At 72.7% G+C, this 21,737-nt stretch carries 15 protein-coding genes; 11 read left to right on the top strand and 4 right to left on the bottom strand.

Annotated features, from left to right (window positions below; translation table 11 throughout):
- Positions 1 to 116: 116 nt before the first annotated feature.
- Complete coding sequence (locus WBN91_RS32700; RefSeq protein WP_337728140.1) at positions 117 to 959, bottom strand: alpha/beta fold hydrolase; 843 nt, start codon at positions 957 to 959, stop codon at positions 117 to 119.
- A 134-nt stretch (positions 960 to 1,093) separates the two neighbouring features.
- Between WBN91_RS32700 and WBN91_RS32695 the strand changes: the two genes are divergently transcribed.
- Positions 1,094 to 1,654, top strand: a complete 561-nt coding sequence (locus WBN91_RS32695) for a TetR/AcrR family transcriptional regulator (protein WP_337728139.1) — start codon at positions 1,094 to 1,096, stop codon at positions 1,652 to 1,654.
- Positions 1,655 to 1,682: 28 nt separating this feature from the next.
- On the opposite strand, the gene WBN91_RS32690 is transcribed toward WBN91_RS32695, so the two are convergent.
- Positions 1,683 to 2,426 (bottom strand): hypothetical protein, encoded by a 744-nt coding sequence (locus WBN91_RS32690; RefSeq protein WP_337728138.1) that lies wholly within the window; start codon positions 2,424 to 2,426, stop codon positions 1,683 to 1,685.
- Positions 2,427 to 2,535: 109 nt separating this feature from the next.
- Here WBN91_RS32690 and WBN91_RS32685 point away from each other — a divergent pair, with 109 nt between their 5' ends.
- The 4 genes from WBN91_RS32685 to WBN91_RS32670 all read left to right on the top strand — a co-directional run bounded on the left by WBN91_RS32685 (position 2,536) and on the right by WBN91_RS32670 (position 9,938).
- Positions 2,536 to 2,838 carry a DUF1905 domain-containing protein gene (locus tag WBN91_RS32685; RefSeq protein ID WP_337728137.1) on the top strand — a complete coding sequence of 101 codons (303 nt, stop codon included), beginning with the start codon at positions 2,536 to 2,538 and terminating at the stop codon, positions 2,836 to 2,838.
- 113 nt (positions 2,839 to 2,951) lie between these two features.
- Entirely contained in the window at positions 2,952 to 3,314 is a 363-nt protein-coding gene (locus WBN91_RS32680) for a YbaB/EbfC family nucleoid-associated protein (RefSeq protein WP_337728136.1), read from the top strand.
- Between the two features lie 3 nt (positions 3,315 to 3,317).
- Positions 3,318 to 3,644: a hypothetical protein gene (locus WBN91_RS32675; protein WP_337728135.1), complete on the top strand. Its 327-nt coding sequence runs from the start codon at positions 3,318 to 3,320 to the stop codon at positions 3,642 to 3,644.
- 6 nt (positions 3,645 to 3,650) lie between these two features.
- The gene (locus WBN91_RS32670; protein ID WP_337728134.1) at positions 3,651 to 9,938 is read left to right on the top strand and encodes a WXG100-like domain-containing protein; all 6,288 of its coding nucleotides are present in this window, start codon (positions 3,651 to 3,653) and stop codon (positions 9,936 to 9,938) included.
- A 20-nt stretch (positions 9,939 to 9,958) separates the two neighbouring features.
- Here WBN91_RS32670 and WBN91_RS32665 read toward each other — a convergent pair whose 3' ends face one another.
- Both WBN91_RS32665 and bla read right to left on the bottom strand, forming a co-directional pair.
- The gene (locus WBN91_RS32665; RefSeq protein ID WP_337728133.1) at positions 9,959 to 10,531 is read right to left on the bottom strand and encodes a D-alanyl-D-alanine carboxypeptidase family protein; all 573 of its coding nucleotides are present in this window, start codon (positions 10,529 to 10,531) and stop codon (positions 9,959 to 9,961) included.
- On the bottom strand, positions 10,528 to 11,436 hold the full coding sequence (gene bla / locus WBN91_RS32660) for a class A beta-lactamase (RefSeq protein ID WP_337728132.1): 909 nt from the start codon (positions 11,434 to 11,436) through the stop codon (positions 10,528 to 10,530). Before bla ends, WBN91_RS32665 begins: the two co-directional genes overlap by 4 nt.
- A gap of 82 nt (positions 11,437 to 11,518) precedes the next feature.
- Here bla and WBN91_RS32655 point away from each other — a divergent pair, with 82 nt between their 5' ends.
- From WBN91_RS32655 to WBN91_RS32630, 6 genes are all read left to right on the top strand, one after another.
- Positions 11,519 to 12,388 carry a LysR family transcriptional regulator gene (locus WBN91_RS32655; RefSeq protein WP_337728131.1) on the top strand — a complete coding sequence of 290 codons (870 nt, stop codon included), beginning with the start codon at positions 11,519 to 11,521 and terminating at the stop codon, positions 12,386 to 12,388.
- On the top strand, positions 12,385 to 13,284 hold the full coding sequence (locus WBN91_RS32650; protein WP_337728130.1) for a serine hydrolase: 900 nt from the start codon (positions 12,385 to 12,387) through the stop codon (positions 13,282 to 13,284). Before WBN91_RS32655 ends, WBN91_RS32650 begins: the two co-directional genes overlap by 4 nt.
- Before the next feature lie 78 nt (positions 13,285 to 13,362).
- On the top strand, positions 13,363 to 13,899 hold the full coding sequence (locus WBN91_RS32645; protein WP_337728129.1) for a phosphatase PAP2 family protein: 537 nt from the start codon (positions 13,363 to 13,365) through the stop codon (positions 13,897 to 13,899).
- A 184-nt stretch (positions 13,900 to 14,083) separates the two neighbouring features.
- Positions 14,084 to 14,452 (top strand): hypothetical protein, encoded by a 369-nt coding sequence (locus WBN91_RS32640; protein WP_337728128.1) that lies wholly within the window; start codon positions 14,084 to 14,086, stop codon positions 14,450 to 14,452.
- 306 nt (positions 14,453 to 14,758) lie between these two features.
- Positions 14,759 to 19,261: a HAMP domain-containing protein gene (locus WBN91_RS32635; RefSeq protein ID WP_337728127.1), complete on the top strand. Its 4,503-nt coding sequence runs from the start codon at positions 14,759 to 14,761 to the stop codon at positions 19,259 to 19,261.
- Entirely contained in the window at positions 19,258 to 21,654 is a 2,397-nt protein-coding gene (locus tag WBN91_RS32630) for a SpoIIE family protein phosphatase (RefSeq protein WP_337728126.1), read from the top strand. Before WBN91_RS32635 ends, WBN91_RS32630 begins: the two co-directional genes overlap by 4 nt.
- Positions 21,655 to 21,737: the final 83 nt, after the last annotated feature.

Below are 21,737 nucleotides of genomic sequence, written 5' to 3'. Positions count from 1 at the left end.
GGCCATACGGTGGGGGAACCGAGGCCCTCCACTTGTAGGTAACACCTACCGCGCGCTCCGCGCGCGAAGACCGCGCTTCGCGCGCCGAAAAGCGGCGGTAGGTGCTGTTCGGGGTGCTACGCGGCCAGGAACTTGACCAGGAGCTGGGAGATCTCGTCGCCGTGGGTCCACAAGAACCCGTGAGGCGCGCCCTCGATCTCCACGTACTCCGCGCTCGGCAGCAGCCTGGCGAACTCCCGGCCACTGGCGTCCACCGGCAGGATCCGGTCCCCAGTGCCGTGCACGATCAACGTCGGGACGCCGGTCTCCGCGATCTTCGGGATGTCCGCTCGGAAGTCGGTCAGCCAGCTCTGCACCACGGCCCACGAGGCCTTGGCACCCGCGCCCGCTGCGATGGCGTAGCTGGTGCGGACAGCGGCCTCGCTGATGCGGGTGCCCAGGTTCTCGTCGAGGTTGTAGAAGTCGGCGTAGAACTGGTCGAACCACGCGTAGCGGTCGGTCTTGGCGGCTGCCTCGATGCCTTCGAACACAGAAGCGTCGACGCCGCCGGGGTTGTCGTCCGTCTTGAGCAGGAAGGGTTCCAGGGACGCCAGGAACGCGGCCTTCGCGACTCGGTCCGCGCCGTGGCGGGACAGGTAGCGGCCGACCTCGCCGGTGCCCATCGAGAAGCCGACCAGGACGACGTCTGTCAGGTCCAGTGTGGTCAGGACGGTGTGCAGGTCGTCGGCGAAGGTGTCGTAGTCGTAGCCGACGCTGGGCTGGCTGGACTTGCCGAAGCCGCGGCGGTCGTAGGTGATGACGCGGTGGCCGGCGTCGAGCAGTGCCTGTTCCTGCTTCTCCCAGGACGCACCCGACAGCGGGTAGCCGTGGATCAGGACGACCGGCTGGCCGGTGCCGCGGTCGGTGTAGTGGAGGTTGATGTCGGCGGTGTTCTCCTGGCCGACCTTGATGTACGGCATGGCGTTCCCCTTCGCGGAGCTGGTGGAGCGGGTGGCTCGGCTGACAGGAACGAAGCTATTACCGAACGATCGGTAAAGCAACGTGACGAAGAGGACGTTGCGTCTTGACCGTTCGTTCGGTAAACATGGTGGGTATGGCGCGTCCACCGACGGTCCACGACGACGAGCTCTACGACCGGCTTGCGGAGGTCTTCCGCACCACCGGCTACGAAGGCGCGTCCCTGGGCGCACTGGCCGAGTCCACCGGTCTGAAGCGGGCCTCGCTCTACCACCGGTTCCCCGACGGCAAGGCGCAGATGGCGGAGGCCGTGCTGGCCCGCGTCGAGCGCCTGTTCGACGAGCTGCTGGAACCCCTGCGCACCGACCCCGACCCCCGGTCGGGCATCGTGCGGACGGCGGAGCGGATCAGCGAGTTCTACGGCGGCGGCCTGCTCTCGTGCGTGCTGGACACCCTGCCGCTGAGCGGCGCGCCCGACGCCGTGCGACAACGGGCGGCGCAGGTGGCGGAGGTGTGGATCTCCGCGATGGCCGACGCCGCCTGTCGGGCCGGTCGGGCGCCGGAAGAGGCGCGGGCGGCGGCCGAGGACGCATTCGCCTGGGCGGAGGGCGGTCTCGTCTACGGGCGCCTGTTCGGCGACGGCGGACCGTTCAAGCGGGCGTTGGACCGGATGCCCGACCTGCTGCTGGGGACCTAGCCGCTGGGGACCTAGCCGCGCTGGGTACCTAGCCGACGCGCGCGTAAGCGGCGGTCAGGCCCTTGGTGATCTCGTTCGCGACCTGGTCGGCCAGTTCGGGCGGGTCGGACTGGCCGCTGACCACGTCCACCGACACGGAGATCACGGTCCGCCCCACGCGATACGTGTGGCGGGAGAACGAGCCGTTCGCGGGCTGGACGCCGCCGCCGGTGTCGGCGTGCAGCTGGTAGCGCACGTAGCCCTCGTACCCGTTCTGCCCCAGGCCCGGTCCGGTGGTCTCGGCCGTCTTCACCGACAGGCGCTGGTCACCGGCGTCCTTCTGCTCCTTCTCCAGCGCCGCCCGGCGGCACTCGACGTACTCGCCGGACTTGCGGATCTCCACCCACTCCTTGGCGCCCGCCTCGTCCGGGAACACCGCGGCGGCCGACGAGACGTACCACTTCGCCTCACCCCGCTGGAGTTGCGGGCCGACGTGCCGGGCCGACAGGGGGAGCTTCGCGTACGCCGAGTCGTACCCGCAGTCGCCGGGGGCGAGCACCTCCGCCGCGGACTCCGGGCGGAACACCGTCCACGGCCCGCCCAGGTCGGCCGGCGTCAGGACGGCGGCCTGGGCCAGCGCGGTGGTCGCGGGATCCGCGGTGGGGGTGGTCGTCTGGGCGCTGGAGGGCGGGTCGCCGGTGACGGACGGGGCGGTGCTCTCCTCGCCGCTGCCGCACCCGCCCAGCACGAGCGCTGCCACGGCGACGGCCGGCAACCAGCGTGAGGCGTCCACCGGTCACCCCGCTTCCCGATGCATCGTCCAGCTTGGACAGTCACGGTAAACGCTGCCGTCCGGGCTCGCTCGTCGGGAATTGTCGGTGCCCCGTGCGATCCTCACGGTCGTGGTCATCGAATTCGACGCCGAGCTGTGGCTCTGGGACGCGCGCCGGGACGACAGCTGGACGTTCGTGAGCCTGCCCGTGGAGGCCTCCGAGGACATCCGCGAGCTGGTCGGCGGCGCGCGCCGGGGGTTCGGGTCGGTGCGCGTGCGGGTCGTGGTGGGGGCGACGACGTGGTCGACGTCGATCTTCCCGGACAGCGGGAAGGGGTGTTACGTGCTGCCGGTCAAGAAGGCGGTGCGCAAGGCGGAATCGTTGGAGGCGGGTGATGTGACGAGGGTGAGCGTCGAACTGGTCGACTTCTGACCGGCTGTCGCGGGGCGGCACGGGCTGTCGGGTGGCCGCAACCGGCCATGCGGCGGGCGATGGGTTCCGCGCGCCCGACACTGGTGCGGGCAGGCACCGGGAGAGGGGGCGGGGTGGACGAGACGTTGCGGGAGTTGGGGATCATCTCCGACTACGAGCAGCTCGCCGAGGAAGTCCGCGTCGTGCGACGGCGGTTGGCGGAGGTCCGGGCGACCGCCGAATCACCCGATGGGATGGTCGGGGTGACCGTCGGTGGCGGGGGTGAGCTGGTCGACCTGTGGCTGGACCCGCGGATCTACCGGCAGCCGGACTCGGAGGCGCTCGCGCGCACCATCGCCGAGACGGTCCGGCGGGCCGCGCGCGGCGCCCAGGAGCAGGGCGTCGAGATCGCCGCCGCGTTCCTGCCCGCCGACGCCACGCCGGAGTCCGCAGACCTGCGGTTCGACCCGTTGCTGCGCGAACTGGACCGGAGGTGACCCGTGGGCTTCGACCACAACCACGACGGCGCGGTCGACATGGACATCGACGCCACCGCGCGCGAGCTGGGACAACTGCGCGCCACCGGTGAGAACTTCGGCCGGCAGTGGGCGGCGCTGCGCACGAGCATCCAGGAGTCGGCCGGCAAGCTGGGCAAAGGGCCGATGGGCCGGGAGTTCAAGGCCTCCTACGACACGTGGGCGGCCACGCTCGGCCAGTACGCCGACGACGTCGTGAAGGGGTACCGGGAACTGGCCGACGCCGGCGACGGCTCCGTGCGCAAGTACCGGGAAGCCGACGCCGCCGCGGCACGGCTCTACAAGCCCTGACGCGACATGGGGATGCCTGTCCCGCGGCTGCCGTTCAGCGACGTCGGGCCGAAGCTCGTGGGCCTCGCCGGCAACCTGTTCGACCGGGTGTGCGCACTCATCGGCGGCGAGCAGGCGTACCCGCCGGACGAGCCCGAGGACGCCCGCGCGCTGGCCCGGGCGTGGCGCGCGGCGGCCGACCGGCTCGACGAGGCCGTGCAGTCCGGCGTGCGGATCACCGGGGCCGTGTTCGACGCGTGGCCGGACGGGGCCGGATTCGAGTTCAAGTCGTCGTCGTCGAAGTTCCACACCGGCGCGCACAGCACCGGCGAGGGCGGGATCGACGCACTGGTCGCCGAGATGCGCAAGATCGCCGACGCCTGCGACGACTACGCCGAGGAGGTCTACAAGCAGCGGCTGGCCACGCGGATCGAGATGCTGATCAACGCGGCGGCCTTCGCGCTGGCGTTCACCGGCGGCGGGGCGATCGCGGGGATGTTCGTGCGCAAGGTCGCGTCGAACGTGCTCAAGCGCATCACGCTGTCCGCGCTGAACCTGGGCGCGCGGACCCGGACCGCGGCGGCCGGGCGGGTCGCGCTGGACCTGGGGATCGAGCTGGGCAAGGAGGCCGGCGAGGAGTTCGTCATCTCGGCCGGGACGCAGCTGGGCAGCATGGCCGCCGGCTACAACCCCGACGGGTTCGACACCAAACGGGTGCTCACCGACACCGGCGCCGGCGCGATCGGCGGGGCGCTGGGGTTCGGGCCGGGCAAGGCGATCTCGAAGCTGCCGGTCAAGAGCGGTCTGGGACAGCACGTGGTCGCCGGCTTGACCGGCGGCGGCTTGAACGCGGTGACCTCGCCCGTGGCGAGCCTGGCGGCGCAGAACATCGCGGACGGCGAGTTCGGCAGGCTCGACGACCTCGGCGCGTACGGGACGGCGATCGAGGACAACGGCGTGACGGCGGGGCGGATGGGCGCGTTCCGGGCCAACGGGTCGCTGGCCGCGTCGCAGGTCGGGCAGGCGGTCGGGGCGCAGCCGAACCTGTCCGGTGCGCCCTCGCCGGGGTTGTCGGGCGATCCGGGCGGTCCGCCGTCCGGGCCACCGCCGGGCGGCGACCCGACACCGTGGCAGGGGGATTCGTCCGCTACGAGCTCGGGGACGGCTGCGGTCGAGACCGGGGCGGGGGGTGGGCGGCAGGGGGAGAGTGGGGCGGAGGCCGCCGGGTCGGCTGGGGCGGAGGTCGGCGGGTCGGCTGGGGTGGAGCGGGCCTCGGGGCGGTCGGTCGCGCCTACGGGGCCGGCGGGCGAGTTCACCGGGGGTCGCGAGGGCAACGCTGGGTCCACAGTGGACGAACCGGTGGGTCGAGAGGGCAGCGGGAAGGCCGAGCCGGCACCGAAGTCGTCGGGGGTGGCACAAGAACGGTCGTCGGAGGGGGCGTCGGAGGCGGCGCAGGAGGGGTCGTCCGGGACGGCACCGGAGCGGTCTCCGGACGCGGTAGGGGAGGGGTCTTCGGAGGCGGTGTCGGAGGCGGCGCCGGAGTCCGCGGCGGAAGCGGTGTCGGAGGCTGTGCCGGAGTCGGCGCGGGAGTTGTCGCGCGGGGTGTCGCCGGAGGTGGAGGCGGTCTGGGATCGGGTTCCGGGCCAGGTGCAGGCGGTGTGGGGCGGGTTGCCGGTTGATGCGCGGCAGGCGGTCGTGGCGCTGGCTGGGGCGAATGCGAACCCGAACGCCATTCTGCACCGGGTCAGGAACATCGCGTCCTCGGTGGTGCCGGGCGATCCGGGGAGGTCGTTGGGCGAGATCGTCGCGGGGATGGGTGAGGCGGAGAGTCGGGCGTTCGGGGAGAAGCTCGCCGGCAGTGTGTCCGGGAAGGGTGCGGCGGCGCGCAAGAAGGGTATGACGCCGGAGGAGTTGGCCGAGGTGGGTGCCAACCCCGGCAAGGGGATGCTCGCCGAGGCGGAGGACATCGCGCTGCTGCTGGACCGGTTGGAGGCGCTGGAGAACCACGACGTCGACGTGTCGGCGGCACGCAAGACCCTGGCGAACTACCTGGGCAACGCGCGCAAGGTGCAGGAGGGGCGGGGCAACGTCAAACGGTCTCAACTGGACGGTGACGCGACCAACGTCCTGGGGTTGCTGGCACAGGTCGACGCGGCGGTGGCGTTGGCCGAGCTGCACCCTGTGCTGCTGGACCAGTTGGGCTTGCCGGGGTTGAGGATCACCGGGCTGCTGGAGCCGGTGCCGGGTGCGACCAAGGCGGACACCGACATCGACATCCACGGGGTGTTGGCGGACGGGACGGAGGTGTGGTTCGAGTCCAAGGACCTGCGGTGGTTCGGGGCGGAGTCCAGTACATACGACGACGTGACCGAGCAGATCGCGGCTCAGCGGGCGCTTGCCGGGCCGGACGCCAAGGTCGTCGCGCTGTTCACGAACGAGTTGGGGCAGGAGGCGGCGGACGGGCTGATCGCGAGCGGTGCGGACGCGGTCCTGCACCACCACGGCTTCTCCCTGTTCACCGTCGTCGCCCAACGCCCCACCGGCAATCCCGCCCAACGAACAAGCCCCACCCCCGAGCCCGCGCCGCCAGCAGACCTGGCGCCGACTGCCAACCCTGCGCCGCCGACCCGCCCCGCGCCGCCAGCCGAGCCCGCGCCGCCAGCCGAGCCCGGGCGGCTGGCCGAGCCCGAGCCGCTGGCCGAGCGTGCGCTGCCGGCCCGCCCTGCGCCGCAGGGCGAGCGTGCGCCGCTGGCAGAGCCCGCCCCGCCGACCCGCCCCGCGCCGCCGACCCGCCCTGCGGAGCAGACCCCCGACCTGACGCGAGCACCCGACTCTGCGCCCGTGCCCGAAACCTCGGCGGCACCCGGCCCAGCGTCGGCGGAGGGTGTGGTGCGGGCGGTGGAGGGGAGTTTTGCGCGGCGGTTGGGTGCGGTGTGGGAGGGGTTGGCGGGGGAGGTTCGGGAGGCTTGGGCCGGGTTGCCGCGGGGGGTGCAGTTCGCGGTGCCCGATCTGGTTGCCGTGGTGGGTGGGAGTTCCGTGGCGTCCGTGTTGAAGGGGATTGCGGCCGGGGTGGTGCCTGGGACCGGTGGGCGGTCGCTGGGTGAGGTTGTTGCCGGGATGAGTGAGGCGCAGGGGCGGGTGTTCGGCGAGCGGGTCGCTCGGGTGGTTGACGAGCCGGTGGGGCTTCCGCCGGTGGATCTTCCGGTGTCGGATGCGATGCCGCAGCGGTCGGACGCGAACTGGGCCGGGGTGCACGCCGCCGCGCACGCCGCGATGGCGCGGGTCGACCTGGAAGCCGGGATGCGGGCGGTGCAGAAGCCGCCTGGGTCCGAATACCTCGTCACCGGTCCGTTGGGCAACGAATTCACCGCGAGCGTCCGCGCCGGCGAGCTGTCCGGTGACCAGGTGGCGCGGTACACCGTGGACCGGGCGCGCGGGTCGGTCGAGGTCGTCGTGTCCGAACGGGCCTCCTACGACGCGATTCCCATCGCCGTCGCGCACGCTGTGGCCGCCGCCGCGGCCGAGCTGTCCGGCACACCCCGCGACACCACGGACTTCCTGCACCGCGACACCGTCGCCACGCCCGAGCCGACCGGGACGCCCCGCGCTCCCGACGACACCACCGGCGACCCGACGCTGAGCCCCGCCGACCACGGCCGTGCCGCGCGCCTGCTCGCCCACGCCGCCGCGCTGGACGGTCCGACGCTGCCGTTCCAACGCAGGCCGCTGCGCCGGTCGTTGCGCGCGTTGATCGAGGACATGGGCCTCGACCCCCGGCAGGACGGGGCGGAGCGGCGGCTGGCGGCGTTGCCGAGTGAACGGATGCGCGAGGTGGTGCGGCGGTTCGCGCCCCCGCCGTCCGACATCCCCGGCCGGGCGGCCTACGTCGCGTACCGGGCGGTCGCGGGCAGTCTGGGGGCGGGCGGGTTCAGCCTGGTCACGGCGTTCTCGTCGTGGCAGGTCGCGGCGGCGATCGTGCTCGCCGCGGTCGCGCGGTCGGTGGGGTACGGGCTGGTCGACCCGGACGTGGCCGTGCGGGAGAACACCGCGACGGCGGCGGCGCGCAAGCCGGTGGAGACGCGGGTGGCCGCCGAGGTGGACGCGCGGCGGGAGGAGCTGTTCGGGCCGTTGCTCCAGCGGTGGGCGGATCTGGCGGAGGCGCTGCGCACCGGCAAACCGGTCAAGACGGGGCAACCGCCGGCACCGGTCGAGACGCCATCAGAAGAGACGGCGGAAGAGCAGGTCAAGCATGTGGGGTGGAAGCCGTACGCGGTGCGGTACGTGACGGGGGCGTTGGCCGGGACCGCTGCGCTGGGAGCCACGTTCCCGCTGGTCGACCCGCTGGCCACCCTCGGCCTGCTCGCCCTCAACTGGGCGCCGGCGGTGGTCGTGCCGTCCGTGCAGGCTGTTCTGACCGCATACAAGCAGAACGACAAGGTCGCCCGCGCCACGGTCCGGCTGGAGCAGGGCGCGCAGGAGGTCGCCGACCACGAGCAGGAGATCGCGGACCTCGTCGGCACCCTGCTCGGGCTCGCCGAACAGGCCGCCGCCCGCCGGTTCGGCACCGGGGCGCACGACCCGGCCGGCACCGCGCCCTTCGTGCTGCGCGACGCGGGCGAGGGGTCGGCGCAGACCGTCTCGCGGCTGGTCCCGCGCGGCACGGCGGACGTCGCGGACCCGACGCGGCCGGCGGAGATCCTGACCGCGTTCCAGGAACTGCTGGTGCTGGGCGTGATGCGCAACGTCGTGGGTGCGCTGGCGGGCGGTGTGCTGGGTGGTCGGGTGCACCTGCGCGACCAGGACGCCAAGGAGGAGCGCCGCGTCCACGACCAGTCGGTGAAGGAGGACCGCCTGCACGACCTGCGCCGGGGGGTGGTGCACGCGATCCTGACCCACCACGCGGCCCAGGAGGTGCTGGCCGGGCTCGCCGACCCGGCGGTGGTCGCGGAGCTGTTGCGGCGGACCGCCGTCGAGCCGCGCGAGGAGGCCGACCGGCCCTCGGGGCGCTCGTCGCGGTGGACGATGGCCGGCGGCCTGGCCACCGGCGGCGCGGGTCTGGGCGTCACCGCGCTGGTCGCCGGTCTCCTCGGCATCCCGGGCGTGGTGGGCCGCTACGCCGGTTCCGCTGCCGGCGAAGCGGTGGCCCCGCTGGTGGACCGGCTGTTCAAGGGTGCGGAACTCGACGCCGAGGACGCCGCCGCCACCGTCGCCGACGCCCGCAAGAACGCCGCCGCCCAAGCTCGGGCACGGGCAGTGGAGCAGTTCGTCGTGCGCGTGCTGGAGGACATCACCCCGCCGGACGCCAGCCCCTGGTGGAAGCCGACCGGCCTGCTGGACCGACTCCAGAACCTGCTGAAACCGCCTCCGCCCTCGGAGAGCCCGTCCCCAGCGGGCCTGTCCGCCAAGGCGGCCCACGACGCCTACCGCGAGGCGCTCGCCGAGCCGGGTCGTGCCTCCACGCTGCCCGGACGGCTGGCGGAGCTGGTGGAGGTCGTCGACGCGGCCAACCGGGTCGACCGGATGGCCGCGTGGGCCGAGCGGACCGGCCAGACCAGGCCGGAGATCGCCGCGCGCGACGAGCTGATCGCCGCCATCCACCGGTACAACGCACTGTCCCCGGACCGTCCACTGGCCGTCGCGCACCTGCTGGACGGCGTCCACGAGGCGACCTCCTCGCCGGACCGGCTCGCGCGGGTCCTGCCGCACCTGGGCACGGCGGTCGCCGCGGCCGAGCACAGCCAGGTGCGCGCGGTGTTGACCGAGCGGCACCTGAGCAGCGGCCGAGCCGAACCGCTGACCTCGCCCCGAACCTTGGCCCGCCTCACCGACCGCGAGGGTTGGGCCGACCGCATCGCGGCGGCCGTCGGCCACCCCGGCGCGACCTTCCAACCGGTGGCCACGACGAACGACGTGGTGGCCCGCCTGCGGGAGCTGGGCGAAGGAGCCCGCGCCATCGTCCACGGCACCCGCTCGGGCGACTCGGACGGCGCACACGTGTTCAACGCGGTGAACATCGGCGGCGAAGTGTACTTCCTGGACGGCGACTCCCTGGTCGACCTGACCAGGTACACCACCGGTGTGGCGATGCTCGTGACCCACGACAACGGCGAGGCGGCCCGCCACAACCCGAAACGCACCACGACGGCGAAGCTGGGCGTGGTCCCGGCACGGGTGGCCGCCACCGCGCGCGACCGCCTGGGACGTCTGCACGACGAAGCCCATGTGCCGGCCCGCATCACGGAGATCATCAACCCGAAGCCCAGGACCGACACGTGGTCGGACGTCCGCTACACCGAACCGTGGTGGAGGGAGTGAAGGACTCCCGGTCTCGAAGATCAGCTGCCGGTGGCGCTGGGGAGCAAGGGCGGGCACCCGGCGGTGGCGTAGGTCGGGTCGTACTCGAAGTGCCAGTACTCGTTGTCGTAGCGGCGGCACCAGCCCAGTCCCGCCGCGTTCTGCTCCACCCACAGCGCTGAAGCGTGCGGCTGGATGTCCACCGCGCGCCCCCGGACGTGCTGCGACTTCTCCGGCGGCAGCACGTACTTCGCGGCCAACTCCTCCGTGCCGAACTTGCGCACGGCCTCCTCGAACTCGGCTCGCTGCTGGGCGTTGCTGCGCTTGCCGTCGTTCAGGCACAGCTTGACGTTCTGCGCGGCGGCCGTGGAGGTGAGCGTGTGCCATGCCGCCAGGACCTCCGGGTGCAGGCCCTCCGGGGACTCGTCGACGTACCGGTTGTCCAATGCGCACACCGGACCCGTGGGCGGACCCGGCACCTCCTCCCGGATCGCCAACGGTCGCCCCGGCTGTCTGTCGTAGACGGGCAGCCTGCCGGTGGCGCCCAGGGCCACGGCGGTCCCGGCGGACAGCAGGAGGACGGTGATCAGCAGGATGGCTGTGCGGAGGGTCATGTGAGGGTTTCGGCTACGTAGGTCGAGGCTTCCGCCAACAGTGCTTCGTCGTAGCGGGCGTCGGGGGTCGGTTTGTCGGACATGAGGGCGATGACCAGGGGAGCGGTCCCGGGTGGCCAGGTGATGGCCATGTCGTTCAGGGTGCCGTAGTTCCCCGTGCCGGTCTTGTCCGCGACGGTCCACGTGGTGGGTACGCCCGCGCGGATGCGGCGGTTGCCTGTGGTGTTGCGTTTCAGGAGATCGGTGAGGAACGCCCGTTTGTCGGCTTCCAGGGCGTCACCGAGGACCAGGTCGTGGTAGTCGGTGCCGATGGCGCGCGGGGACGTGGTGTCGCGGGGGTCGCCGGGGGTGGCCGAGGTGATGTCCGGTTCCACGCGGTCCATGCGGGTCACCTGGTCGCCCAGCGTTCGGGTGAACGCGGTCAGTTCGGCCGGGCCGCCCAGGTCGCGGAGCAGGAGGTTGCCGGCGGTGCCGTCGCTGTAGCGGACGGCGGCGTCGCACAGGTCGCGGATGGTCATGCCGGTGGACACGTGCTGCCTGGTGATGGTGGAACTCTTCATCAGGTCCTGCTCGGTGTAGGTCACGAGCGTGTCCAGGTGGGACAGCGGGTTGCGGTGCAGGACGGCGGCTGCCGCGAGGCCCTTGAAGGTCGAGCAGAACGCGAAGCGCTCGTCGGCGCGGTGGGCGACGGTGGCGCCGGAGCTGGTGGCCAGTGCGTAGACACCCAGTCGGGCCCCGTACTTCTGCTCCAACGCCGTCAGGGCCTCGTGGTGCTGAGGGGCCGATGTGGTGGTGGGGGTCGAAGTGGACGAGGGCGGCGGCTGGCTGGGTGGTGGGGTGGTGCAGGCGGTCAAGGGGAGCAGGGCCGCGCCGAGGAAGGTGCGGCGGGTCAGTCGGTGAGGCACCCGACCAGGGTGACAAGTCCTCGTGTATGCCGTCCAAGACGGGAGTGGGCAGATCGATGCCGATCCGGCATAGGGTGAGCTGGTGGACGTGGTGGCGGCGTGCAAGGCGTTCGTGTCGGTCAGCGGGTACGGCAGTTTCACGGCCGGGGCCGCGGCGGCGCGCATCCCGCAGTCGGTGGCCAGCAGGCGGATCGCGGCGCTGGAGAAGCACTTCGGCGCGCGGCTGCTCACCCGGTCCTCGCGCAGCGTCGCGTTGACGCCGTTCGGGCGGGAGGTGCTGCCCTCGGCGCGGCGGCTGGTGGAGTTGGCCGAGGCGCTGGAGCACGACGCCGAACAGGCCCGGTTGCGGCCGTTCCGGCTGGCCGTGCCGCTGACCAGCCCGGCGCGCCCGCTGGCCCGGCTGGTCGCCGACGCCCGTGGCCGCGACCTCACGCTGGACCTGCACCCGGCCCCGCCGGCGCGGCGCGCGGAACTGGCCCGGACGCTGGAGGTGCGGGCGGCGCTGGTCGCGGTGCCGCCCGACGACGGGGTGTGGCGGGTGCCGCTGGGACTGGCCGGCCGGGACGACCCGGGCCCGGTCACCGCCGTCCACGTCGAGACGCTGCGGGCGGGCCGGGCCGACCGGGGCGCGCGCCGCCGCCGGATCTGGATCGAAGGGGAGGACGACGTGCCGCACGTCCGCGACCGCATCACCCGGCTGGGCGACGCGGTGGGGCTGCAACCCGCGCAGGTCGCCGTGACGACGTCGCTGGTCGCGGCCACCGCCGAGGTGCTCGCCTCGACCGACCTGCTGCTGTGCTCGCCCGCGCAGGCCGACGACCTCGGGCTGCACTGGCGCCCGATCGGCGAACTGGCGCTCGCGCGCGGCTACGACGTCACGGCCCGGTCCCGCGAGGACGCCCAGCGCGTGCGCGCGCTGCCGCTGGTCGGCCCCTGCCTGGGCGCGTCGTGACCACCGGGGTGCTGCGCGACCTGCGGGCGGCGCTGGACGAGGGCGGCCTGCGCGGGTCGTTCCTGGTCCGCGACCTGGACAGCGGCGACGAACTGGGCCTGGACCCCGACCTGGAGTACCCGGTGGCGTCGCTGGTCAAGGTGCCGCTCGCGGTGGCCACGCTGGAACGCGTCCGGCGCGGCGAACTCGACCCGGCCGCGCGCGTCGAGGTGGCGCCGGGCCGCAGCACGATCCCCGGGCCGACCGGCCTGAGCAAGTTCCGCCACCCCGCCACGATCGCGGTGGACGACCTGCTCTACCTGAGCACGTCCCTGAGCGACAGCGTGGCCGCCGACGCCCTGTTCGACCTCACCCCGCCCGCCGCCGTGACCGCCGAGCTGCGCCGGTTGGGCTACGACGGCATCGCGGTGCGCCACCTCATGCAGGACCTGGTGGACACCCCGGCGGAGCGGTTCGCGCCCACGGAGACGCACCTGGCGCACTCGCTGGCCATCACGGCTGCCACGCAGGGGCGCGGACACCCGGTGCCGCAGCTGGACATCAGCCTGGCCAACGCCGGTTCGGCACGCGCGTTCGTCGACCTCCTCCAGGGCCTGTGGCGGCCGGCGACGATCGACCCGGAGGTCGCCGCGCGGGTCCGGCAGCTCATGCGGGACAACGTGCTGCGCCACCGGCTGGCCCCGGACTTCATGTCCGACGCGACCCGGTGGTCGTCCAAGACCGGCACGCTGCTGAACCTGCGGCACGAGGTGGGCGTGGTCGAGCACGCCGACGGCCAGGCCTATGCCGTGGCGGCGATGACGGAGTCCCGCGTGCCCGCCGTCGTGCAGCCGGGCGCGGAGGCGCTGATGGCGCAGGTCGCCCGAACCCTGCGGGACAGACTGCGGGCCTGCTGACGGTGCGGGCCTGCTGACGGTGCGGGCCTGCTGACGCGTGTGGGCTTGCCGACGGGCCGGAACGGGTAGGTCCCGGCCATGACCGGTGATCCCGTGGACGAAGTGGCCGAGTGGGACCGTGACTCGCTGCGCGACAGCGCGGCCATGCCGGTGTCCCGGCCGCCGGAGTGGGTGGTGGCGGTGAGCCTCGCGGCCCGGGGCGGTGCCGTCTGGGTGCCGGTGGCGTGCGTGCTGGCGGGTGTGGGGCAGCGGCGGGCGGCGGTGCGCGGGCTCGTCGCGGCCGGGGTGGCGTTGCCGTTGGGGCACCTGCTGGGCGCGGTGCTGTCGCGGCGGCGTCCGCCGGCGGGCCGGCTGCCGGCGCGGCGCGCGCTTCCCGAGCGGCCGGACTCGTCGTCGTTCCCGTCCAAGCACGCGGTGACCGCGGCGGCGTTCGGCACGGCGGTGGCGGCGGAGAACCCGCGGGCCGGGGCGGCGGTCGCGCCGCTGGTCGCGGTCGTGGCCTACAGCCGGGTGCGGACCCGCGTGCACTGGCCGTCGGACGTCCTGGGCGGGCTGGCCCTGGGCGCGGCGGTGGCGTGGGCGGTGCGCCGGGCCGTTCACCGCCGAACACCATGACCGGGTGGTCGTCCCCTGGACGAGACCCTGCCACCCCGGTTCAAACCTCACGCTGGGTCACCGCCACGCGGGTTACACACAGTCATCGTGGGACCGCCTTACACAATGGGGTAACTGCACGGCGTGTCGTCGCGCCGGTGTCCATCATGGGAACGCAAGTCCCTTACAGATGGAGGTTTTTCCCATGCGTACCTTCCACCGCCTGATCACCGCCGGCGCCCTGTCCGCGCCCCTCCTCATCGGCGGCGCGGGCCTGGCTTCCGCTGACGCGCTGTACGCGCACGACGCCGCGTGGGCCGGTCCCAACGGCGCCGCGTCGCACTCCGTGCTCGCCTTCGCCGACGACGGGAACGCGTTCTTCCACGAGGAAGCCGCGGCGGCGGGTCCGAACGGGGCGGGCGCGTTCAGTACCACCTCGTGGGCCGGTGACGACTGGGGTGACGGCGGCGGCGACGACGGGGCCAGTGCGACCTACTACAACCAGGTCGCCTTCGCCAGTGACGAGGGCGCCTACTACGAGCAGACGTACTCCCACGCCGACTCGGACGACTGATCGCTGATCGCTGGATCCACCGCAGGAAACCGGTCGATGCGGCCCGTCCGCGACGATCCCGACCCGGGATCGCGGCGGACGGGCCGTTCGCCGTAGTCCTTTGTGGACTGTGAGGGGCACCGTGGCGTGATCCGCCCGACGCGCGTGCCGTAGAGTCTGCGCGAAGTGGATGTTCAGCAGCGCAGCATCCCGTGTGACCGGCTCCAGGACGGTTGGCCCGTGCCGCGGGGACTGCGCTGACTCCCCATGCCCACCCCCCGTCCCGCGAGCCGTTCCTGCCGGCCTGCGGACGGAACGAGGGTGGAGATGACAGAGGCGGCTACGCGCACTGCCCGGGGCAAGGGCGACCAGGTCGAGCTGCGCCAGCTGCTCGCGGGCCTGACCGCGGTGCGCGACGGCGACTTCGGGACCCGGCTCCCGGAAGAGGCCGACGGCCTGCTCGGCGAGATCGCCACCGTTTTCAACGGCATGGTCGACCAGCTCTCGCTGTTCACCTCCGAGGTCACCCGGGTCGCGCGCGAGGTCGGCACCGACGGCGTGCTGGGCGGCCAGGCGCAGGTCCCGGGCGTGTCGGGCACGTGGGCCGACCTGACCGACTCGGTCAACGCGATGGCGGGCAACCTGACCAGCCAGGTCCGCGACATCGCGCAGGTGGCGACGGCGGTCGCGCGCGGCGACCTGTCGCAGAAGATCGACGTGGACGCGCGCGGCGAGATCCTGGAGCTGAAGGAGACCGTCAACACGATGGTCGACCAGCTCTCCTCCTTCGCCGACGAGGTGACCAGAGTCGCGCGCGAGGTCGGCAGCGAAGGTCGGCTGGGCGGTCAGGCCCAGGTCCCCGGCGTGGCCGGCACCTGGCGCGACCTCACCGACTCGGTGAACTTCATGGCCGGCAACCTCACCGACCAGGTGCGCGACATCGCGCAGGTGGCGACGGCGGTGGCCCGGGGCGACCTGTCGCAGAAGATCACGGTCAACGCGCGCGGCGAGATCCTCGAACTGAAGAACACCATCAACACGATGGTGGACCAGCTTTCCGCGTTCGCCGACGAGGTCACGCGCGTGGCGCGCGAGGTCGGCACTGAAGGCGCGCTGGGCGGCCAGGCGGACGTCAAGGGCGTCTCGGGCACCTGGCGCGACCTCACCGACTCGGTGAACTTCATGGCGGGCAACCTGACCGCGCAGGTCCGCAGCATCGCCCAAGTCGCGACGGCGGTGGCGCGCGGCGACCTGTCGCAGAAGATCACGGTGACGGCGCGCGGCGAGATCCTGGAGTTGAAGAACACCATCAACACGATGGTGGACCAGCTGTCCGCCTTCGCCGACGAAGTCACCCGCGTGGCCCGTGAGGTCGGCACCGAAGGCCGGCTGGGCGGCCAGGCCGACGTCAAGGGCGTCTCCGGCACCTGGAAGGACCTCACCGAGTCGGTCAACGTTATGGCCGACAACCTCACCGCCCAGGTCCGCAGCATCGCCCAGGTCACCACGGCGGTCGCGCGCGGCGACCTGTCCCAGAAGATCCGCGTGGACGCCCGCGGCGAGATCCTGGAGCTGAAGGAGACCATCAACACGATGGTGGACCAGCTCTCGGCGTTCGCCGACGAGGTCACCCGCGTCTCCCGCGAGGTCGGCACCGAGGGCAACCTGGGCGGCCAGGCCACCGTGCGGGGCGTGTCGGGCACGTGGAAGGACCTGACCGACAACGTCAACGTCATGGCCTCCAACCTGACCGGCCAGGTGCGCTCGATCGCCCAGGTCGCGACGGCGGTGGCCCGCGGCGACCTGAGCCAGAAGATCACCGTCGAGGCCAAGGGCGAGGTCGCCGCGCTGGCCGGCGTGATCAACACGATGGTCGACACGCTCTCCGCGTTCGCCGACGAGGTCACCCGCGTGGCCCGCGAGGTCGGCACGGAGGGCATCCTCGGTGGTCAGGCGCGCGTGCCGAACGTGGCGGGCACGTGGAAGGACCTGACCGACAACGTCAACTTCATGGCGAACAACCTGACCAACCAGGTCCGCAACATCGCCCAGGTCACCACCGCCGTCGCGCAGGGCGACCTGACCCGCAAGATCGACGTCGACGCGCGCGGCGAGATCCTGGAGCTCAAGACCACCATCAACACGATGGTCGACCAGCTGTCCGCGTTCGCCGCGGAGGTCACCCGCGTGGCCCGCGAGGTGGGCTCGGAGGGCCGCCTGGGCGGTCAGGCCGAGGTCGAGGGCGTCTCGGGCACCTGGAAGCGGCTCACCGAGAACGTCAACGAGCTGGCCGGCAACCTGACCCGCCAGGTGCGGGCCATCGCCGAGGTCACCAGCGCGGTCGCCGAGGGCGACCTGACCCGGTCCATCACGGTCGAGGCCTCCGGCGAGGTCGCCGAGCTGAAGGACAACATCAACTCGATGGTGGAGTCGCTGCGCGAGACCACCCGCGCCAACCGCGACCAGGACTGGCTCAAGACCAACCTGGCCCGCATCTCCGGCCTCATGCAGGGCCGCCGGGACCTGGAGGTGGTGGCCGAGCTGGTGATGGACGAGCTGACCCCGCTGGTCTCCGCCCAGTACGGCGCGTTCTACCTGGCCGACGACACCGCCGACACCGCGGAGCTGCGGCTGATCGGCTCCTACGGCGGCCCCGAGCAGCCGGGGCGGCCGTCCCGGTTCACCTTCGGCCAGTCGCTGGTCGGCCAGGCCGCCCGCAGCCGCCGCCCGATCACCGTCGACGACGTGCCCGGCGACTACCTGACCATCACCTCCGGCCTGGGCCAGACCGCGCCGGTGAACCTGCTGGTGCTGCCGATCGTGGTGGAGGACCAGGTGCTGGGGGTGATCGAGCTGGCCTCGGTGCACCGGTTCACCCGCATCCACCGCGACTTCCTCGACCAGCTGATGGAGACCGTCGGGGTCAACGTCAACACCATCATCGCCAACGCCCGCACCGACGAGCTGCTCACCGAGTCCCAGCGCCTGGCCGAGGAACTCCAGGCCCGCTCCGAGGAACTCCAGGCGCGCCAGGAGGAGTTGCAGGCCTCCAACGCCGAGCTGGAGGACAAGGCGGCGCTGCTGGCCAGCCAGAACCGCGACATCGAGGCCAAGAACCTGGAGATCGAGCTGGCCAGCCAGGAGCTGGAGGCCCGCGCCCAGCAGCTCGCGCTCGCGTCGAAGTACAAGTCGGAGTTCCTGGCCAACATGAGCCACGAGCTGCGCACCCCGCTCAACAGCCTGCTCATCCTGGCCCAGCTGCTGGCGCAGAACCCGACCCGCAACCTCACGCCCAAGCAGGTGGAGTACGCGGGCATCATCCACTCCGCCGGCTCGGACCTGTTGCAGCTGATCAACGACATCCTCGACCTGTCCAAGGTGGAGGCGGGCAAGATGGACGTCAGCCCGGAGCGGGTGCCGCTGCGCCGGCTGCTGGACTACGTCGAGGTCACCTTCCGCCCGATGACCACGCAGAAGAGCCTCGGGTTCCGGGTCACCACCGCGCCGGGCGTCCCGGCCGACCTGCTCACCGACGACTCGCGGCTGCGCCAGGTGCTGCGCAACCTGCTGTCCAACGCGGTGAAGTTCACCGAGACCGGCAGCGTCGAACTGCGCATCGAACCGGCGGGCGCGGACGAGCCGCCCACGACCGTCCGGCGGCACGGCCCGGCGCTGGCGTTCCGGGTGGTCGACACCGGCATCGGCATCGCCGAGCAGCAGCTGGAGTCGATCTTCGGCGCGTTCCAGCAGGCCGACGGCACCACCAGCCGCAAGTACGGCGGCACCGGCCTGGGCCTGTCGATCAGCCGCGAGATCGCCTACCTGCTCGGCGGCGCGATCACCGCCGAGAGCACCCCGGGCCAGGGCAGCACGTTCACCCTCTACCTGCCGGTGGCCCGGCCGGACTTCGAGGAGACCGCGCCGCACCACGCCGACAGCGTCCCCGAGACCGTCGAGCCCGCGCCCGCGCCGCAGACCCACCAGCGGCGGCTGCTCGTGGTCGAGGAACGCCCGCAGGGCCTGCTGTCCCTGGTAGCGGGCAGCGCCGTGGCCGACCTGACCGACAGCCACGACCAGCGCGGCCCGGTGCAGGTGGTGACCGCGATCGGCGCGGAGGAGGCCGCGTCCGCGCTGGCCGCCGAGGCGTTCCACTGCGTGGTGCTGGAGTTGGACATGCCCGGCGGCGCCGCTCTGCGGCTGCTGGAGACGATGGACGGCGACGCGGCCCTGCGCGGCGTGCCGGTGCTGGCGCACAACAACCGGCGGCTGGACCCGGAGCAGGAACGGCTGCTCCAGGCGCGCACCGGCCCGCAGCCGCTGGAACTGCTGTCCAGCCTGGACGAGCTGCGCGAGCGCATCGCGCTGCACCTGAGCGCCGAGGCGCCCGGCGACGTGCTGCCGCTGGTGCGCCGCGAGGACCCCGTGGCGCCCGAGCCGCGCCCGGTGGACGGCAGCCTCGCCGGCCGGACCGTGCTGATCGTGGACGACGACGCCCGCAACCTGTTCGCGCTCAGCAGCATCCTCGAACTGCACGGGGTGCACGTGCTGCACGCCGAGAACGGCCGCGAGGGCATCGACACCCTCCGCAGCCACCCGCAGGTCGACCTGGTGCTGATGGACGTGATGATGCCCGAGATGGACGGCTACGCGGCCACGGCGGCGATCCGGGACATGCCCGAGTACACGTCGCTGCCGATCATCGCCGTCACCGCCAAGGCGATGCTGGGCGACCGGGAGAAGAGCCTGGCCTCGGGCGCGAACGACTACGTCACCAAGCCGGTCGACGCCGACGCCCTGGTGGCCTGCGTGAAGCACTGGCTGGACGCGTGAGCGCGACACCGGTCAGCAGGCTGGCCGCGACCGTCGAACGGCTGCGCCGCGAGATCCAGGAGGCCAACGCCGCCGCCGACGGGCGCGCCCTGGTCGAGCTGGCCAAGGGCGTGCTGGTGGAGCGGCTGCGCTGCGGTCCGGCGCAGGCCGCACGTCAGCTGGAGACGCTGGCGCGGCAGGCGTCGGTGACCCCGCTGGAGCTGGCGGCGGAACTGGTGAACCAGGCCGCGCAGGACCGGGTCACCGAGGCGGTCGGCGAGTTCCTGGTGCGCACGACCGACGAGCGGTCGGCGGCGGTGCGGCCGGGCGCCGCCGACGAGCGGTTGGCGGCGGTGCGGCGGGGTACGGCCGACGAGCGGTTGGCGGCGGTGCGGCGGGGTACGGCCGACGAGCGGTTGGTGGCAGTGCGGCTGCGCACGGCCGAGAGCGCGGTCTTGGCCGGTGGTGACACGCAACGGGTCGCCGAGTCGGTGCTGGCGCACGCGGCTGGTCCGCTGGGCGCGACCGCGGTGGCGATCTGGTCGGCCGCCACGGACTCGTCCCTCACCCTCGCAGGTTTCGCGGGCATCGGCGCGGCCGAGGCGAGCCGGTGGCGGTACGTGCCGCCGGGTGTGGCGACCCCGGCGCGGCGGGCGTTGATCGAGCGGGAGCCGGTGTGGATCGACGACCTGGCGACGTCCGGGCTGCCCTCGGTGGGACCGTCCGGTGGCCGGGCCGTGCTGCCCACGGTGACCGGTGGGCGGCTGCTGGGCGTGCTGGAGGTGTGCTGGCCGCGTCCGCTGGAACCCCAGCCGCAGCCCGTGCACCGGCAGTTGGACGCGCTGGCGGAGTTGTGCGGGCACGCGCTGGACGCCGACGCCCTGGCCGCGTCCGGCGCCCGTCCCGACGCGACCGAGTTGGCGTCGCTGGCCGATGGGCTGTTCGACTCGGCGCTCGTGCTGCGCCCGCACCTGGACGACACCGGCGCGCTGGTGGACTTCCGCATCGCGCACCTGAACCCGGCGTTCGTCGACTTGACCGGCCGTCCGCGCGGCTTGGTGTCCGGGGCGCTGCTGCTGGAGGCCTACCCGATGGCGGGCGCCGGCCACCTGTTCGAGAAGGTCGAGCACGTCTACGCGACCGGCGAGACGTTCCGCACCGACCGGATGACCTTCACCGAACTGGTGGACCAGGTGCCGCTCACCGTGGTCGCCGCCATCAGCATCAGCCGCCACGGCGACGCCGTGCTGGTGGTGTGGCGCGTCGAGGACGAGACCGCAAGGTTGGCGACGCTGTTGCAGCACGCCCAGCGCCTGGGCCGGGTCGGCGGGTTCGAGGAGAACATCGCCTCCGGCGAGATCACCTGGAGCAGGCAGCTGTACGCGCTGTACGGGCTGGCGGAGGGCGCGGACCCGGTACCGCTGGCCCGACTGGCCGAACACGCGCACGAGGACGACGTGCCCGCGATCGAGCGGTTCCTGCGAACGGTCCTGCGCTACCGGCGGGCCGGGTCGGCGTCGTTCCGGCTGCTGCGCCCCGACGGGGTGGCCCGACACATCCGGGTGGTGGCCGAACCGGTGCTGGACCCGGCCGGGCACCTGCTGGCGGTGCGCGGCGCGTTCCAGGACATCTCGGCACAGCACTGGACCGAGGTCGCCCTGTCCGCCACCCGCGACCGCTTGGCCGACACCGAACAGCACGTGGCGGAGCAACAACGGCTGACCGTGCAGTTGCAGCAGGCGATCATGCCCGCCGCCGAGCCGTCCATCGAGGCGTTCGGCCTGCGCATCGCGGTGCGGTACCGCCCCAGCGGCGGCGTGCACGTCGTGGGCGGCGACTGGTACGACGCGGTGGTGCTGCCCTCCAAGCAGATCCTGCTGTCGGTAGGCGACATCACCGGCCACGGCATCAAGGCCGCAACCGGGATGGTGGTGCTGCGCAACGCATTGCGCGGCCTGGCGGCGACCGGCGCGGGTCCGGGCCAGATGCTGGCGTGGCTGAACCTGGTGGCCCACCACCTGACCGACCACATCCTGGCAACGGCGGTGTGCGGCGTTTATGACCCGGACACGCGGGTGCTGCGATGGGCACGCGCTGGACACCCGGCCCCTGTGTTGGTGCGGTCCGGGCGGGCGACTGCGTTGCCGCTGCTCGGTGGGGTGCTGCTGGGGGCGCTGGCGGAGGGGACTTATGAGCAGGGCGAGGTGCAGTTGGAGCCGGGGGACACGCTGCTGTTCTACACCGACGGGTTGATCGAGCGGCGGGATGTGCCGTTGGACGAGTGCATGGAGCGGTTGTTGGCGGTGTCGGCGCGGTTCGAGGGGACGTTGGAGGATCGGCTGGACGACTTGTTGGACGGCAGCGACTCCAACACCGACGACGACACGTGCGTGGTCGGGCTGCTGGTCACCTGAGCCGTGAGCTCTTCGGCGCGCGCAGCGCGGTCTTCGCGCGCGGAGCGCGCGGTAGGTGTTACCTACAAGTGGAGGGCCTCGGT

Source organism: Saccharothrix sp. CCNWYY140 (genome assembly GCF_037401995.1).
In the GTDB taxonomy this organism is placed as follows: domain Bacteria; phylum Actinomycetota; class Actinomycetes; order Mycobacteriales; family Pseudonocardiaceae; genus Actinosynnema.
Note: the sequence above shows the minus strand (reverse complement) of the source record. Positions and strands in the feature narration are given on the sequence as shown.

Coding starts and splice junctions, on each gene's coding strand:
- WBN91_RS32695 (WP_337728139.1), top strand. CDS start 1,094: ATGGCGCGTCCACCGACGGTCCACGACGACGAGCTCTACGACCGGCTT.
- WBN91_RS32645 (WP_337728129.1), top strand. CDS start 13,363: ATGACCGGTGATCCCGTGGACGAAGTGGCCGAGTGGGACCGTGACTCG.
- WBN91_RS32670 (WP_337728134.1), top strand. CDS start 3,651: ATGGGGATGCCTGTCCCGCGGCTGCCGTTCAGCGACGTCGGGCCGAAG.
- WBN91_RS32665 (WP_337728133.1), bottom strand. CDS start 10,531: ATGACCCTCCGCACAGCCATCCTGCTGATCACCGTCCTCCTGCTGTCC.
- WBN91_RS32640 (WP_337728128.1), top strand. CDS start 14,084: ATGCGTACCTTCCACCGCCTGATCACCGCCGGCGCCCTGTCCGCGCCC.
- WBN91_RS32635 (WP_337728127.1), top strand. CDS start 14,759: ATGACAGAGGCGGCTACGCGCACTGCCCGGGGCAAGGGCGACCAGGTC.
- WBN91_RS32700 (WP_337728140.1), bottom strand. CDS start 959: ATGCCGTACATCAAGGTCGGCCAGGAGAACACCGCCGACATCAACCTC.